Annotated in this window: 13 protein-coding genes; 4 read left to right on the top strand and 9 right to left on the bottom strand. The window is 72.8% G+C overall.

Features of this window, described 5'->3' with window-relative positions; translation table 11 throughout:
- Nucleotides 1–103: 103 nt before the first annotated feature.
- The 4 genes from AB0C38_RS46145 to AB0C38_RS46130 all read right to left on the bottom strand — a co-directional run bounded on the left by AB0C38_RS46145 (nucleotide 104) and on the right by AB0C38_RS46130 (nucleotide 4473).
- Nucleotides 104–1384 (bottom strand): adenosylmethionine--8-amino-7-oxononanoate transaminase, encoded by a 1281-nt coding sequence (locus AB0C38_RS46145; protein WP_360686844.1) that lies wholly within the window; start codon nucleotides 1382–1384, stop codon nucleotides 104–106.
- Nucleotides 1385–1402: 18 nt separating this feature from the next.
- Nucleotides 1403–2743: a carboxypeptidase regulatory-like domain-containing protein gene (locus AB0C38_RS46140; protein ID WP_360686842.1), complete on the bottom strand. Its 1341-nt coding sequence runs from the start codon at nucleotides 2741–2743 to the stop codon at nucleotides 1403–1405.
- A 94-nt stretch (nucleotides 2744–2837) separates the two neighbouring features.
- On the bottom strand, nucleotides 2838–4037 hold the full coding sequence (locus tag AB0C38_RS46135) for a cytochrome P450 (RefSeq protein ID WP_360686839.1): 1200 nt from the start codon (nucleotides 4035–4037) through the stop codon (nucleotides 2838–2840).
- Nucleotides 4038–4059: 22 nt separating this feature from the next.
- Nucleotides 4060–4473: an SRPBCC domain-containing protein gene (locus AB0C38_RS46130; RefSeq protein WP_360686836.1), complete on the bottom strand. Its 414-nt coding sequence runs from the start codon at nucleotides 4471–4473 to the stop codon at nucleotides 4060–4062.
- Nucleotides 4474–4537: 64 nt separating this feature from the next.
- Here AB0C38_RS46130 and AB0C38_RS46125 point away from each other — a divergent pair, with 64 nt between their 5' ends.
- On the top strand, nucleotides 4538–5161 hold the full coding sequence (locus AB0C38_RS46125) for a uridine kinase (protein ID WP_360686833.1): 624 nt from the start codon (nucleotides 4538–4540) through the stop codon (nucleotides 5159–5161).
- A gap of 3 nt (nucleotides 5162–5164) precedes the next feature.
- On the opposite strand, the gene AB0C38_RS46120 is transcribed toward AB0C38_RS46125, so the two are convergent.
- The 4 genes from AB0C38_RS46120 to AB0C38_RS46105 all read right to left on the bottom strand — a co-directional run bounded on the left by AB0C38_RS46120 (nucleotide 5165) and on the right by AB0C38_RS46105 (nucleotide 9605).
- A complete protein-coding gene (locus AB0C38_RS46120; protein ID WP_360686830.1) occupies nucleotides 5165–6322 on the bottom strand; it encodes a glycosyltransferase family 4 protein in 1158 nt (385 codons plus the stop codon).
- 81 nt (nucleotides 6323–6403) lie between these two features.
- On the bottom strand, nucleotides 6404–7456 hold the full coding sequence (locus AB0C38_RS46115; RefSeq protein WP_360686827.1) for an NlpC/P60 family protein: 1053 nt from the start codon (nucleotides 7454–7456) through the stop codon (nucleotides 6404–6406).
- Nucleotides 7457–7882: 426 nt separating this feature from the next.
- Nucleotides 7883–8140, bottom strand: coding sequence for a hypothetical protein (locus tag AB0C38_RS46110; RefSeq protein WP_360686824.1), 258 nt, complete (start codon nucleotides 8138–8140; stop codon nucleotides 7883–7885).
- Nucleotides 8141–8207: 67 nt separating this feature from the next.
- A complete protein-coding gene (locus AB0C38_RS46105) occupies nucleotides 8208–9605 on the bottom strand; it encodes an NYN domain-containing protein (protein WP_360686821.1) in 1398 nt (465 codons plus the stop codon).
- A gap of 117 nt (nucleotides 9606–9722) precedes the next feature.
- Here AB0C38_RS46105 and AB0C38_RS46100 point away from each other — a divergent pair, with 117 nt between their 5' ends.
- A complete protein-coding gene (locus tag AB0C38_RS46100) occupies nucleotides 9723–11426 on the top strand; it encodes a DEDD exonuclease domain-containing protein (RefSeq protein WP_360686818.1) in 1704 nt (567 codons plus the stop codon).
- A gap of 120 nt (nucleotides 11427–11546) precedes the next feature.
- Here AB0C38_RS46100 and AB0C38_RS46095 read toward each other — a convergent pair whose 3' ends face one another.
- Nucleotides 11547–12452 carry a MerR family transcriptional regulator gene (locus tag AB0C38_RS46095; protein ID WP_360686815.1) on the bottom strand — a complete coding sequence of 302 codons (906 nt, stop codon included), beginning with the start codon at nucleotides 12450–12452 and terminating at the stop codon, nucleotides 11547–11549.
- A 44-nt stretch (nucleotides 12453–12496) separates the two neighbouring features.
- Here AB0C38_RS46095 and AB0C38_RS46090 point away from each other — a divergent pair, with 44 nt between their 5' ends.
- Together AB0C38_RS46090 and AB0C38_RS46085 are read left to right on the top strand one after the other, a co-directional pair.
- A complete protein-coding gene (locus AB0C38_RS46090; protein WP_360686812.1) occupies nucleotides 12497–13234 on the top strand; it encodes a maleylpyruvate isomerase family mycothiol-dependent enzyme in 738 nt (245 codons plus the stop codon).
- 41 nt (nucleotides 13235–13275) lie between these two features.
- Nucleotides 13276–13557: an Lrp/AsnC ligand binding domain-containing protein gene (locus tag AB0C38_RS46085; RefSeq protein WP_155541919.1), complete on the top strand. Its 282-nt coding sequence runs from the start codon at nucleotides 13276–13278 to the stop codon at nucleotides 13555–13557.
- Nucleotides 13558–13715 lie beyond the last annotated feature (158 nt).

Genomic DNA, 13715 nt, shown 5'->3' with positions numbered 1-13715 from the left:
ACCTCCGCCGATCGCGTGGTGTGGACCGCGCACCGGCACGGAGTGCGACGGTGAGAGACCTTCGGGTCTCGGTGTGCGCGTGGTCACACCCGATGTGCTGAATTCACGCCTTTTCGGCCACCGCGAGCATCGCGCGGGTGATCACGGCCAGGTCGTCGTCAGTCGAAACGTACGGCGGCATCGCGTAGACGAGGTCCCGGAACGGCCGCAGCCAGACGCCGAGCCCGGTGGCGGCTTCGGTGGCCACCGCCATGTCCACCGGGTGGTCGAGCTGCAGCACGCCGATGCCGCCGAGCACCCGGACGTCCGCCACCGAGCCGAGGTCGCGCGCCGGCGCCAGGCCGTCCAGCAGGCCCTTTTCGAGCCGGCTGACGTCGTGCTTCCAGGCACCGCCGGCGAACAGGCCCAGCGAGGCGTTCGCCACCGCCGAGGCCAGGGGGTTGCCCATGAACGTCGGCCCGTGCGCGAGGACCGGCAGCGCGCCACGGGAGATCCCCGCCGCGACCTCCGGCGTGCACAGCGCCGCCGCCATGCTCAGGTAGCCGCCGGTCAGCGCCTTGCCGAGGCACAGCACGTCCGGCGTCACACCCGCGTGCTCGGCGGCGAAGAACGCGCCGGTGCGGCCGAAGCCGGTCGCGATCTCGTCGAAGATCAGCAGGACGTCGTTCGCCTCGGTCAGTTCGCGCAGCGCGCGCAGGTAGGCGGGGTGGTGGAACCGCATCCCGCCGGCGCCCTGCACGACCGGTTCGACGATCACCGCGGCCAGTTCCCCGGCGTGGGAACCGATCGCATCCGCGAGAACGTCCACATAGGACTGATCGGGCGGGGTGTCGAAGCCGGACGGCGGGGCCGGTACGAAGACCTGCTCGGGCAGCACGCCGCGCCACAGCGAGTGCATGCCGCCGTCGGGGTCGCACACGCTCATCGGCGTGAACGTGTCGCCGTGGTAGCCGCCGCGCCAGGTCAGCAGCCGGCGCTTCTCGGGCAGCCCACGGGAACGCTGGTACTGCAGGCACATCTTCGCGGCGACCTCGACCGACACCGAGCCGGAGTCGCAGAGGAAGACGTGCTCGAGCCCCTCCGGGGTCAGGTCGACCAGGGTCTTCGCGAGCGCGATCGCGGGCTCGTGGGTCAGACCGCCGAACATGACGTGGCTCATCCGCCCGGCCTGCTCGGCGAGCGCGGCGTCGAGCACGGGGTGCCGGTAGCCGTGGACGGCCGACCACCACGACGACATCCCGTCGACGAGCTCCCGGCCGTCGGCGAGCTTCAGCCGGACTCCGCTTGCTTCGGTCACCAGCAGCGAAGGCACCTTCGCCGGCATCGGCGCGTAGGGGTGCCAGACGTGCTGGGCGTCGAGGGCGAGCAGGTCGGCGGAGTCCATCCGCCGACCCTAGCTCGCTCAGACGGGCTGCCTCGTGAACACCCAGCCGTTCTGGTTCATGGCCTCCGACGCGACGTAGACCTGCTGCTCCCCCACCAGCACCCACGGATCGGCGACCGACAGCCGGTAGCGGCCGGTGGGCCCGGCGATGGTGAGGTTCCCGTCGGCGTCGGTCGTCGCGGTGAGTACCTGGCCGTTGTCGATGTCGGTGGCCGTCACCAGCTGCCCGGCCACGCCTTCACCGGTCTCGCTGACGATCCGGCCCCAGCTGGTGCCCTCCGTGCCGAGGATCTTCGCCGTGTCGCGAGCCTCGGGCGTTCCCTCGTGGTAGGCCTCGTCCCGGGTGAAGTCGCAGATCTGCTCGAGGACACCCCAGCGGCCGGCGCGTTCGGTGACCGTGCCCGGCACCTGGAACGTCCGGGTCTCCCCCGGCCGGATCGTCGCGCCCGCACCGAAGTAGTCCAGCTCGCCCCAGCCGGCCGAGGTGATGTCGAGGGAGCGGCCGATGTCACCGCGGTCGCAAGCGCCGTACACGCCCGAAATGACGCGTGAGCCCGTGTTGGCCAGCTGCACCGTCAGCACCGCCGGGTCGCCCACGCGGTAGGTGTCCTTGTCCAGCGCGACTTCCGCGTGCAGCGTCTCGGACAGCGGGCGCAGCGCCCGCAGCGGCACGTCGACGACCGGCGCCGTGCCGTCGGCCCGCACGCTCTTGCCGCCGCCCACGATCCAGCCGCCGGGCGCGCCGGCCGGGTAGACGTCATAGGTCCCCGGGGGCAGGTCGGCGAAGGAGTACCGGCCGTCGGCGCCGGTCGTGCGGGTTTCGGTCCAGTTCAGCTGCACCTGCACGCCGGCGAGCTCCTCGCCCGGGTCGGCCACGCCGTCTTCGTCCGCGTCGGCGTACGCCAGGCCGCCGATCGTGGTGGTGCCCGCAGCCACAGGCACGACGACGTCGGCCGGGGCCAGCGGCGGGGTCACGGCGTCCAGCAGCGACACCGACAGCCGGAATCGGGCGTCCCCGGCGAGCGGCCCGATGAGGTGGCCGGCCAGCAGGAATTCGCGGGACTCCCCGGCCTGGAAGGTCGTGCCGGCTCCGTTCGGCCCGAGATCCCCCCAGCCCGAGTCCACCCAGAAGAGCGTGCCGCTCCGCTCGTCGGCGATGCCCGCGGGCACGTAGACGCTGCTCGCACCGGCATTCGTGACCGTGTACTTGACGGTGACCGGCTCACCGGGCAGGTACGGCCCGCCTTCGACCACGGCGGTGCCGCGGAAGTCGTAGCTCGCGGCCGTCGCCGGCACCGCGAAGCCCATGACCGCCATCAGCACGGCGGCCAGCACCATCAACACGCGTGGAACTCTCAAGGTGACTCCCCCTCACCGGAGCCCGCACCCTCCGTGCGAACTTCGTCGCTTTCACGCGCGAAGGGGCCATTCGGCCGCTATCGAGTGACACACGTCATAGCCGGACGGGTAGCGTCTCCAACCCGTGCACCAGCGAACTGGACCGGTAGACCAGCTCGTCCGGCTTGGCGTCCAGCGCGAGGTCCGGGAACCGGGCCAGCAGGCCGGCCAGCGCGATCTCGGCCTCCAGCCGGGCCAGGGGCGCGCCGACGCAGTAGTGGATGCCGTGACCGAAGGCCAGGTGCCCACCCGCCGCCCGGGTGACGTCGAGGCGGTCCGGCTCCGGGAACCGCTCCTCGTCCCGGTTCGCGCCCAGCAGCGAGATCAGCACGAACTCGCCCTCCGGGATCGTCACCTCGCCCGCCTCGACCGCCTCCGCCGTGAACCGCAGCGTGGCCAGGTGGATCGGGCCGTCGAAGCGGAGGAACTCCTCCACCGCACCCGGCATCAGGGACGGGTCGGCGCGCAGCCGGGCCAGCTGCTCCGGCTCCCGCAGCAGCGCCAGGACGCTGTTGGCGATCAGGTTGACCGTGGTCTCGTGCCCGGCCACCAGCAGCAGGAACGCCATCGAGACCAGCTCGTCCTGCGACAGCGAGTCGCCGTCGTCACTCGCGTGCACCAGGTCCGACAGCAGGTCCTCGGCCGGCTCGGCGCGCTTCTGCGTGATCAGGGCGGTGAGGTAGGTGAGCATGCTCTGCGCCGCGTGCTGCGCGTCCTCCGGCGTCGACGAGCTCAGCAGCGTCTTCGACCAGGCGGAGAACTCGTTCCGGTCCTCCGGGGCGACGCCCAGCAGCTCGCAGATCACCGTGATGGGCAGCGGCGCGGCGAACGCCGGCAGCAGGTCGGCCCGCTCCTGCCCGGCCAGCGCGTCGAGCAGCTCGGTGGTGATCTCCTCGATCCGCGGCCGCAGCCGGGCCACCGTCCGCCCGGTGAACGCCTTGTTCACCAGCTTGCGCAGCCGCGAGTGGTCCGGCGGGTCGGTGTTGAGCATGTGCCGCCCGAGCGCTTCGCCGAAGCCGCCCTGGTTCGTCTCCCCGGCCGGGAGCTTCGCCTCGAACAGCTCGTACGCGCGCCGGTTGTCCTTGTGCAGCCGGGAATCCGCCAGCAGGGCCCGCGCCTGCGCGAAGTCCGTGACGACGTAGCAGTCCAGGCCGCGAGGCATCCGGATCCGCCGCACCGGCCCGCCCGCGCGGAGCATCGCCGCGAACAGGTGCGCGTCCTGTGCGAAGTCCTCGGCCACTTCCAACGTCGTCATGCCCGCCCCCATGCAGTCAGCTTCAGCGCTCGGCGAGTGCCGCCACCACGCGCTCGGTCACGTCCTGCCAGTATGCCCGCTGTTCCTCGCGTTCTTCCGCGTCCGAAAGCCATTCCTGGTGGAAGCGCAGCGTGGTCTTCGCGCCCGAGCCGCTCAGCCGCACCTGGACCGTCGAGTCGTGGTCCCAGTCGCTCGGCCGCCACGTCAGCCGCACCCGGTCGCCCTCGACGAAGCCGCGGATCTCCCCGACCGTGCCGTTCTCGGTCTCGTACTCCGCGCCCGGCTCCCTCGGCAGCTCGACGCCCGGCCCCAGCCAGATCGCGACGCCGTCCCGGCTGACCAGGAAGTCCCAGACCGTGCCGGCCGCGTACGGCAAGGTCCGCGAAACCCCGATGTTCCACCCCACATCGGCCGTCTTCCCCACTGAAGAAGTCATGTCCCCATCCTCCCACCGGGGTACGACGAAACCCGGCCCCGGCCCGGGTGCAGGATCTCTCTTCGTGCGCTACCGCCCCATTTCCCCGGCCGTCCTGGCCGACGAGCTGACCGAACGCGTCGACGCGCTCACCGGGCGGCGCCGGATCGCGGTCGCCGTCGACGGCGCGGCGGGTGCGACGGAAACCACCGAGCTCGCCGACGCCCTGGTCGATCCGCTGCGCCTGCGTGGCCGCGCGGCCCTGCGCGTGTCGGCGCGCGACTTCCTGCGGCCTGCGTCCCTGCGCTTCGAGCACGGCCGCACCAACCCCGACGCCCGCTACACCGACTGGCTCGACCTCGGCGCGCTGCGCCGCGAAGTGCTCGACCCGCTGGGGGAAGACGGGTCCGGCGAGGTCCTGCCGTCGCTGTGGGACGCCGAGCGCGACCGCGCGACCCGCGCCGAGCGGGTGCCGCTCCCCGAAGGCGGGGTCGTGCTCCTCGACGGCGAGCTGCTGCTGGGCGCCGGCCTGGCCTTCGACCTGGCCGTGCACCTGTGGCTCTCCCCCGCCGCCCTGCGCCGCCGGGTGCCGGACGCCTGGGCGGTCCCGGCCTACGAGCGGTACGAGGAGGAGGTCGACCCCGGCTCGCTCGCCGACGTCGTCGTGCGCGTCGACGATCCGCGGCACCCGGCGCTCTACACGCCGTGACGCTCAGCGGACGGCGGCCACCGGGTCGCCGTCCAGCAGCCCGGACAGCCGGTCCGCCATGACGTCCCACCGCCAGTTCGCGGTGACCCACTCCCGGCCCGCCTCGCCCATCCTGCGGGCCCGCACGGGGTCCGCCAGCAGGCTCACGAGGGTCTCGGCGAGCTCGCCGGTGTCGCGGCCTTCGACGACGTGCCCGGTGACCTCGTCGAGCACCGCTTCGGGCGCGCCGCCGGAGTCGCCCGCGACCACCGGCAGGCCGGTCGCCGAAGCCTCCAGGTAGACGATGCCGAGCCCTTCGACGTCGAGCCCCTTGCCGCGGGTGCGGGCCGGCATGGCGAAGACGTCGCCCGCGGCGTAGTGCGCCGGCAGCTCGGCCCACGGCACGGACCCGGTGAGCACGACGTCGCGACCGAGGTCCAGCTCGGTGACGAGCTCGGTCAGCCGCTTGCGGTACGGGCCGCCGCCGACGATGAGCAGCGCCGCGTCCGGCACGCGCTCACGGATCTTCGGCAGCGCGCGGATCAGCTGGTCCTGGCCCTTGCGCGGGACGAGCCGGGACACGCAGACGATCGTCGGGCGGTCGGACAAGCCGTGCCGGGCGCGGATTTCCGCGCGGCCCGCCGGGTCCGGTTTGTACAGCTCGGTGTCCACTCCGGACGGCAGCAGCTCCAGCCCGGCCATCGAGCCGAAGGCGGCGGCGAACCGGCCGCGGGTGTAGCGGCTGACGTAGGTCACGACGTCGGCGGTGTCGCCGATGCGCCGCAGCGCCTGCCGCGAGCCCGGCAGCATCGACCAGCCGACTTCGTGGCCGTGTGTGGACGCCACGATCCGGCGCGCGCCGGCCTGGCGCAGCGAGTGCCCCAGCAGCGCGAGCGGCGCGGCGGCGCCGAACCAGACGGCTTCGCAGTCGCGCGCCCGCATGATCTGCTTCGCCCGGCGAAGGACGTCCGGCGTCGGCAGCATCAGCGACGTCGGGTGCCGGACGACCTCGAACGATGCCTCGGCGTCGAACTCCTCGTGCGACCCCGTCCGCGACTCCCACGACGGCGCGTAGACGACCAGGTCGTCCGCCGGCAGCCGCGTCGCGAGGGAGTTCAGGTAGTTCTGGATCCCCCCGGGCCGCGGCGGGAAGTCGTTGGTCACGAGCAGGGTCTTGAGCACGCCCCAGAGGCTAGCGGCCGCCACCGACAACGAAGGGGCGGCACCGCGTTGCGGTACCGCCCCTTCAGGAACTGCTTCGGGTCACGACGTCGGGCGTCGCGCTCCCGCGTACTGGCTCTGCAGCGGCGAGATCTTCACGACGTCACCGGTGTCGGGCGCGTGGACCATCTTGCCGTCGCCGATGTACATGCCGACGTGCGAAACGGGCGAGTAGTAGAACACGAGGTCGCCCGGCTGGAGCTGGTCCCTCGGCACCGCGGCGCCGAAGGTGGACTGCTCGCGGCTCGACCGGGGCAGCGTGAGGCCGGCCTGCTTGTAGGCCCACAGCATCAGGCCCGAGCAGTCGAACGAGCTCGGCCCGGTGTCACCCCAGCCGTACGGCCGGCCGAGCTTGCTCAGCGCCGCGTCCAGCGCGGTCTGGGCGGCCGCGGTGGGCGCCTTGAGACCGGTGGGCGAACCGCCGCGATCGCTCTGAGCGGCCTTGTCGATCGCGCTCAGGCTCTTGTTGGCCGCCTTGAGCTGGTCGATCTGGTCGTTCAGCGACTTCTGCTTGCCCTTGATGTCATCGGTCAGCTTCGCTGCCGCGTCGCGCGCGTCAGTGGCGCGCTTCGCCGCGTCGGAAGCCTTGTTCGCGGCATCGGTGGCCTGCCGGACGGCGCCGGTGAGGTTGCCCATCGCGCCGTTCTTCTCGGTCGCGATGACTTCCAGGGCCGAGGAGCGGTCGAGGAAGTCCTGAGTGGACGTCCCGGCCAGCAGCGCCGACAGCTTGTTCAGCTGGACGCCGCTGGTGAACGACGCGCCGGCGAACTTGTCGACCTGGGACTGGTACTTCTTCTGGTTCTCGGAGGCCGACGCGGCCTGGTCCTTCGCCGCGTTGACGTCGCCGGTGGCCTTGTCGAGCTCACCCTGCTTGGCCTTCAGGTCGTCCTGGGCCTTGAGCAGGTCTTCGTTGAGCTTTTCGGCCTGGGCCGCGAGGTCGCGGTACTTGGCGAGGGCGTCCGAACCGGTGGGCGGAGCCTGGAGTACGGGGATGGGGGCGGCGATGGCCGACGGCTGGGCGACGGTGACGAGGGTGATCACCGAAGCCGCGGCGAGGGCACCTGAAACCACGCGCCTTACTGGATGCGACTGCACGGTCGCGCGGGTCTCCTTTGCGTCTCGGCCGCCGAGGGGGACCGGGCCACGAAGAGGTCGGGGGTTCCTCTTCGCCGCTGTCCCTCACCGCGTGCGAGCCGTGTTCTGCTGCAACAGGTTCAGCACGCGATGGTGGTTCCGGTTCCCAGCTTCCCGACAAAGCTGCGTCCGGCGGCGATCTCGCGTCGCCGCCTACATCGACGGCCGGGGGCCACGAGATCTCGGACAGGTTACGAAAAGTCCGCCACCACGTCCACCACCCCGGGGGCAAAAACTCTCCGTAGCGCCGCGAAACACCATCGGACCAGCGTCGGAGAAAACATGTGATGGGCGTTACACGCTGGGGTTTCTTCGAGGTCCATTTCGGCTACCTACCGTTCATCGGATCCGATCGACCACTCGGCGCGCCGACACGAAACGGGCGCCTCAGGCGGTGTGCGAGACGGGTCCTTCGACCAATCGCAGCCGGGGCACCATCCCCGCGTCGGCGAACGCGTCCAGGGCGCGGCGCTCGTCGGCGTCCCACACGACGGCGGGTGGCGCGCCGAGGAGCACGGTCACGACGCAGTCGTGGCAGGAGATGCCGCGGACGACGCAGCGGTCGCAGTCGACCACGACCTCTTCGATGTCCGAAACCGAAATGTGCGAGACGTCCACTTCGGACAGCTCGGGGGTGTCGTTCATGTGCTCCTCCTCACGCCGGGACTGACTGAGGAGGACGGTAGGCGCCACCACCGACAATTTCCGTCGGTCAGACCCTGGAGAGGCGACTGACCAGCACCGCGGACGGCGTCGGGTGGGCGCCGCCGCCCCGCACGGAGTCCGCCACCGCGCGGTCGGACGTCGCGACGACCATGGGCCGGCCCGCGGGCTCGGCCGCGACGAGGTTGCGGATCACGTCGTCGGCCAGGACCCCGCGGTCGGAGAACAGCACCCGCACCCCGCGGGGCACCGAAGCCGGGACCGACAGCACGCCCGCGCCGTCGAAGACGACGGTCACCTCGGCCGAGGTGCGCGCGGCCAGCGCGGACAGCTGGTGGATCAGCCGGTCGCGCTGGTCGGCCAGCGCCAGCTCGGGGTAGCCGGTCTTGGTGACGTTGTAGCCGTCGACGATCAGGTGCACGTTCGGCAGCGCCAGGTAGCGGTCCAACGTGGACACGTCGGCGATCTTGCCGCCCTGGCCGCTCCCGGTGCTCGCGCCGCGGACCATGTCGGCGGGCCGCGCGCCACGGGCGCCGAGGGCGAGCTCGCGGCGCAGCCCGGTGACCGCGCCGTCGATGGTGTCGATGAGCAGCGCCAGCCGCACTTCGTCGGCCTCGCGGGCCTCACGGGCGGACTGGCGGGCGATCTCGGCGTCGGAGACCGCGCGTTCGGCACGGGCGCGCTCGTTGGCGACGCGCTGGCGTTCGCGCTCGAGCTGGGCGGTGAGCGCGGCGATCTCTTCGGCGCGGGCAGCGGACCCGCGCCGGGTCTCGGCGGACGCCACTTCGGCCGCGTCCTTGGCCTGGCGGAGCTGGACGCCTTGCTCGCGAAGGCGCTTCAAGAGCTTCTCGACTTCGCCCTCGCGCTCGCCCCGCGCGTTCTCCGCGGCGTTCCTGGCCTCGGCGAGCTCGACGCGCAGCTGCGTGAGCTCGCCTTCGAGGCGCTGGCTGCGGGACAGCGCGGCGTCGCGTTCGGCGCGCAGGGCGTTTTCCTCGGCGTTCTTGGCGACGAGCCGGACGCGCCCGGCCGCGCCGGACTCGCCGAGCAGGACGGCGGCGGCCGCCGCGGCGACCGAGTCGGCCGCGTTGGGGTCGAGCGCGTCGGTGCGGTGCTCGCGCAGCCATTCGATGACGGCCGTCCGGAACTGGGACGACTCGCCGAGCGCGGCGAGCAGGGCGGCGCCGCCGAGCTTGGCCCGTTTGGCCGGGGCGAACTTGGCGACGGGCCGCAGCTGACGGGGCACGTCCGTGGCGGGCAGCTTGGCGACGGCGGCCGCCGAGAGCTCGGCGATCCGGTCGCGGACGGGCTCGGGAAGCGCGGGCCAGGTGGCGGGCTCGGGCCGTCCGGCCTCGGCGTCCTCGGGCTCTTCCGCCTGCTCGGCGCGCGAAGCCACGCCCGAGGGACTGTGGTCCCCTGGCGGCTCCGGCACGAGCGGCTGCGGGTGCATTGGTCCAGGGTAGGCCCCACCCCCGTATCGCGCGCCGCGCGCCACACGGACCGGCTACGACCAGCGGCGCCACCCCGGACCCCGAAAAATGTCGGTGGTCACCCCTACTCTCCGCACATGCGTTCGATCCAGGCACAGCTCGCGTTCGACGAGCTCGGAACTCCCTTGCGGGACACGACTTTCGTGGTGTTCGACCTCGAGACGACCGGGGCCGCGCCGGGGCCGTCGGGGATCACGGAGATCGGCGCGGTGAAGGTGCGCGCGGGCGAGGTGCTGGGCGAGTTCGCGACGCTGGTGAACCCGGGGATGGCGATCCCGCCGCAGATCGTGTCGCTGACGGGCATCACGCAGGCGATGGTCTACGACGCACCGCCGATCGAGGAGGTGCTGCCGGCGTTCCTGGAGTTCATCGGCGGAACGGTGCTGGTGGCGCACAACTCGGGGTTCGACACGTCCCACATGCGGGCGGCGTGCGAAGGACACGGTTATGTGTGGCCGAAGCAGACGGTCGTCTGCACGGTGCGGCTGGCGCGGCGGGTGGTGCCGCGCGACGAGGTGGGCCGGTACAACCTGACGGCGCTGGCGTTGCTGTTCGGGGCGCGGACCCGCCCGACGCACCGGGCGCTCGACGACGCGCGCGCGACGGTCGACGTGCTGCACGGGCTGCTGGAGCGCGTCGGCAACCTGGGCGTCCACTCGCTCGAGGAGCTGATGGGATACCTGCCCGAGGTCACGGTGGCCCAGCGGGCGAAGCGGCACCTGGCGGCGGACCTGCCGTCGGCGCCGGGCGTGTACCTCTTCAAGGGGCCGAAGGAGGAGGTCCTCTACGTCGGCACGGCGAAGGACCTGCGGCGGCGCGTGCGGACGTACTTCACCGGTTCGGAGGGGCGGAGCCGGATCCGCGAGATGGTGGCGCTGGCCGAGCGCGTCGACCACGTGGTGTGCGCGCACGCGCTGGAGGCGGAGGTGCGCGAGCTGCGGCTGATCGCGGCGCACCGGCCCGCCTACAACCGGCGGTCGAAGAACCGGCACCAGGGCTGGTGGATCGGGCTGACGGAGGAGGCGTTCCCTCGGCTGTCGGTGGTCCGGCTGCCGCGGCCGGGGGTGCTGGGCCCGTTCCGCAACCAGGCGGACGCCCGGGCGACCGCGGACACGCTGGCCGGGGCGTCGGGACTGCGGACGTGCACCCAGCGGATCTCGCCCCGGACGGCCAACGGGACCCCGTGCGTGCTGGCGGAGCTGGGGCGCTGCGGAGCGCCGTGCGCGGGGCGGCAGAGCGTGGAGGCGTACGTCCCGGCGGTCGAGTCGGTGTCGGGGCTGATCGCGGGCCTCGACGGCCGCCCGCTGCACGTGGCGGCGGCCCAGGTGGAGCGCCTGGCGGAGGGCCGGCACTTCGAGCAAGCGGCCCGGCACCGCGACCAGCTGGCGGGGCTGATCCGCGCGCTGGGCCGCGCCCACCGGCAGACGGCGCTGGCCTCGATCGCGGAGCTGATCGCGGCAGCCCCGGACGGCAACGGCGGCTGGGAGCTGTCGGTGATCCGCTACGGCCGACTGGCCTCGGCGGGGGTGGCCCGCCGCGGGGTGCCGCCGATGCCGGTGGTGGAGGCACTGGTGGCGTCGGCGGAGACGGTGCTGCCGGACCCGGGCCCGTTGAACGGCGCGCCACCGGAGGAGGTGGGGGTACTGCTGCGCTGGCTGGCCCGGCCGGGGGTGAGGTTGGTGAGGACCACGAGGCCCTGGGCAGAGCCGGCGGCGGTGGCCGGGTGGCTGGGATGGCTGGACCTGGTCTCGACAGCGCATTCCCTGGAGCACGTGAGCTGAGGTGAAGCGGGGCACGCTCGCTCGCCGGACCCGGCGCGACCGGCGAGCTCGGCCCACCACCGCCGGTCCGGGCAGCCGGCGCTACCGCACACTCGCCGGACCTGCCGCCACCAGCGGGCCTCAAGCGACCGAGCAGTCCAAAGCGTCCAGCAGCCAGGTGTGCGTGACCCCCATCGGCGCGGCTTCCCCGGTGATCTCCCCCGCCAGGTGCCAGTACCGCCGCAACCGCGGGTTCCGATCCGCCGCCGTCCGGTGGTTCAACGCCCGGCGGAACTCCGGCGAGTCCCCGGTCCCCAGCGAAGCGGCGTGAGCCGCCACGAACCGGTCCAGCGCCGCCCCCGGCGCGGGCCTCGCCCCGGCCGCCACCTGGGGGAACGCCAGCTCGCACGCCGCCGCTACCTCCGCGTGGAGGGCCGCCAGGTCGGGGATGCTGTCGTGGTCCACCAGCGTGCTCTCCCGCAGGCCCGTCGCGAGGTCCCGGTCCGCCGCGAGCAGGACCAGCTCCGCATACGCCACGACCTGCGCCGTCGTCGGCTGTTCCGGCGGCCGCGGCGCGCTGATGTCGAGGAACATCCGGACCGTGTCGGCCGGGACCCCGCCCGCGGCCATCGGGTGCCAGAGGCGGACCAGCGCCTCGTGCGCGGAGAACCCGTCCTCCACCGCGGACAGCAGCTCGAGCCGGGTCGCGCGGTCGGCCGGCGAAGCCTCTTCGACCGCGCGGAGCACCGATCGCCGCCAAGCCAGCGTCGCCATCTCACGGTCCAGCGCCGCGCGCTCGAAGGCCACCGCGTCGGACAGGGACCGGGCGCCGGTCAGGACGCCGGTGATCGAGCGCAGGCCCAGCCCGAGGCCACGCAGCCGCCGGACCAGGACCAGCCGGTCGACCGCCCCGAAGTCGAAGCGGCGGTGGCCGCCGACGCTGCGCGCGGGCTCCAGCAGCCCCTCGTCGCAGTAGAAGCGGATCGTGCGGACCGGCACCCCCGTCCGCCGCGCGAGGTCGCCGATCCCGAGTGTGTCTTCGGTCACCTTCGGTCGAACCTCCAGCCGGGTGGAATTCCTACGGTACGGCCATGGACACCACCAGACTCGCCGAGGCACTGCACGCCCGGACCGCCGTGTTCGCGGAGACCGTCACCGGCGCCGACCCGGACGCCCGCGTCCCGACCTGCCCGGACTGGCCGCTGCGGGTGCTCGTCGGCCACATCGGCCAGGCCCACCGCTGGTCCGCGGACATCGTCCGGTCCGGGCCGTCGCCGGTCCCCGACCCGCTCGACGCCGACCCCGGCGCCCCGGATGCCTGGGCCGACTGGCTCCGCCAAGGCGCCGACGACCTCGCCAAGACGGTCCTGGACGCGGGCGAAACGCCGGTCTGGACGTTCTTCGGCGAGCAGCCGGCGAAGTTCTGGTTGCGCCGGATGCTCCACGACACCACGATCCACCACGCCGACGCGGCGCTCACGACCGGAACCGCCATCGAAGTGGCCCCGGACCTGGCGGCCGACGCGATCAGCGAGTGGCTGGAGGTGCTGTCCGAACCGGTCACGGCGAGCCTCCGGCCGGGCTTCGCCGAGCTGTGCGGCACCGGCCAGACCCTCCAGCTCCGCTCCGGAGAAGACGAAGGCTGGCTGATCACCCGCGACCCCGGCGGCGTCCGGTGGACCCGCGGCACGAGCCCCGCCGACGTCACGCTGACCGGCCCCCTCCAGGACCTGCTGCTCGTCCTCACCCGGCGACGGCCCGCCGCGGACGTCACCATCACCGGTGACCGTGCCCTGGCTGACCACTGGCTGGCGCACACCGCGGCCTAGGATCGCGGTCGACACCCGCAGACGAGTCTTGGAGGACCCAGGTGATCACCGCGATCGTGTTGATCCAGGTTGAGGCGGACGCGATCCCGGACGCGGCGCAGGCGATCGCCGACATCGACGGCGTCGGCGAGGTCTACTCGTGCGCCGGGGACGTCGACCTCATCGCCACCGTCCAGGTGTCCGCGCACGAGGAGCTGGCCGACCTGATCCCCGGCCGGATCGGGAAGGTGCCGGGGGTGCTGGACACCGTCACGCACATCGCGTTCCGGTCCTACTCCCGCGCCGACACCGAGCAGGCCTTCGCGATCGGCGCCGAAGACTGAGCGAGGCCCCTCCCGGCCCCTCAGACCGCCGTACACGCGTCCAGCGGGCCGGCGCGACCAAGACCGAACCTGAACGCTGGACCTTCACGTCTTCTGACCCTGTTCGGCGACGATCAGGAACGGCACGACCGCGACGACCAGCGTCAGCGCGCCCCACC

Source organism: Amycolatopsis sp. NPDC048633, assembly GCF_040650695.1.
Lineage (GTDB): Bacteria > Actinomycetota > Actinomycetes > Mycobacteriales > Pseudonocardiaceae > Amycolatopsis.
Note: the sequence above shows the minus strand (reverse complement) of the source record. Positions and strands in the feature narration are given on the sequence as shown.

Excerpts from the sequence above, each read along its gene's own strand:
- AB0C38_RS46090 (WP_360686812.1), top strand. The coding sequence starts at position 12,497 with ATGGACACCACCAGACTCGCCGAGGCACTGCACGCCCGGACCGCCGTG.
- AB0C38_RS46130 (WP_360686836.1), bottom strand. The coding sequence starts at position 4,473 with ATGACTTCTTCAGTGGGGAAGACGGCCGATGTGGGGTGGAACATCGGG.
- AB0C38_RS46105 (WP_360686821.1), bottom strand. The coding sequence starts at position 9,605 with ATGCACCCGCAGCCGCTCGTGCCGGAGCCGCCAGGGGACCACAGTCCC.
- AB0C38_RS46145 (WP_360686844.1), bottom strand. The coding sequence starts at position 1,384 with ATGGACTCCGCCGACCTGCTCGCCCTCGACGCCCAGCACGTCTGGCAC.
- AB0C38_RS46110 (WP_360686824.1), bottom strand. The coding sequence starts at position 8,140 with ATGAACGACACCCCCGAGCTGTCCGAAGTGGACGTCTCGCACATTTCG.
- AB0C38_RS46135 (WP_360686839.1), bottom strand. The coding sequence starts at position 4,037 with ATGACGACGTTGGAAGTGGCCGAGGACTTCGCACAGGACGCGCACCTG.
- AB0C38_RS46100 (WP_360686818.1), top strand. The coding sequence starts at position 9,723 with ATGCGTTCGATCCAGGCACAGCTCGCGTTCGACGAGCTCGGAACTCCC.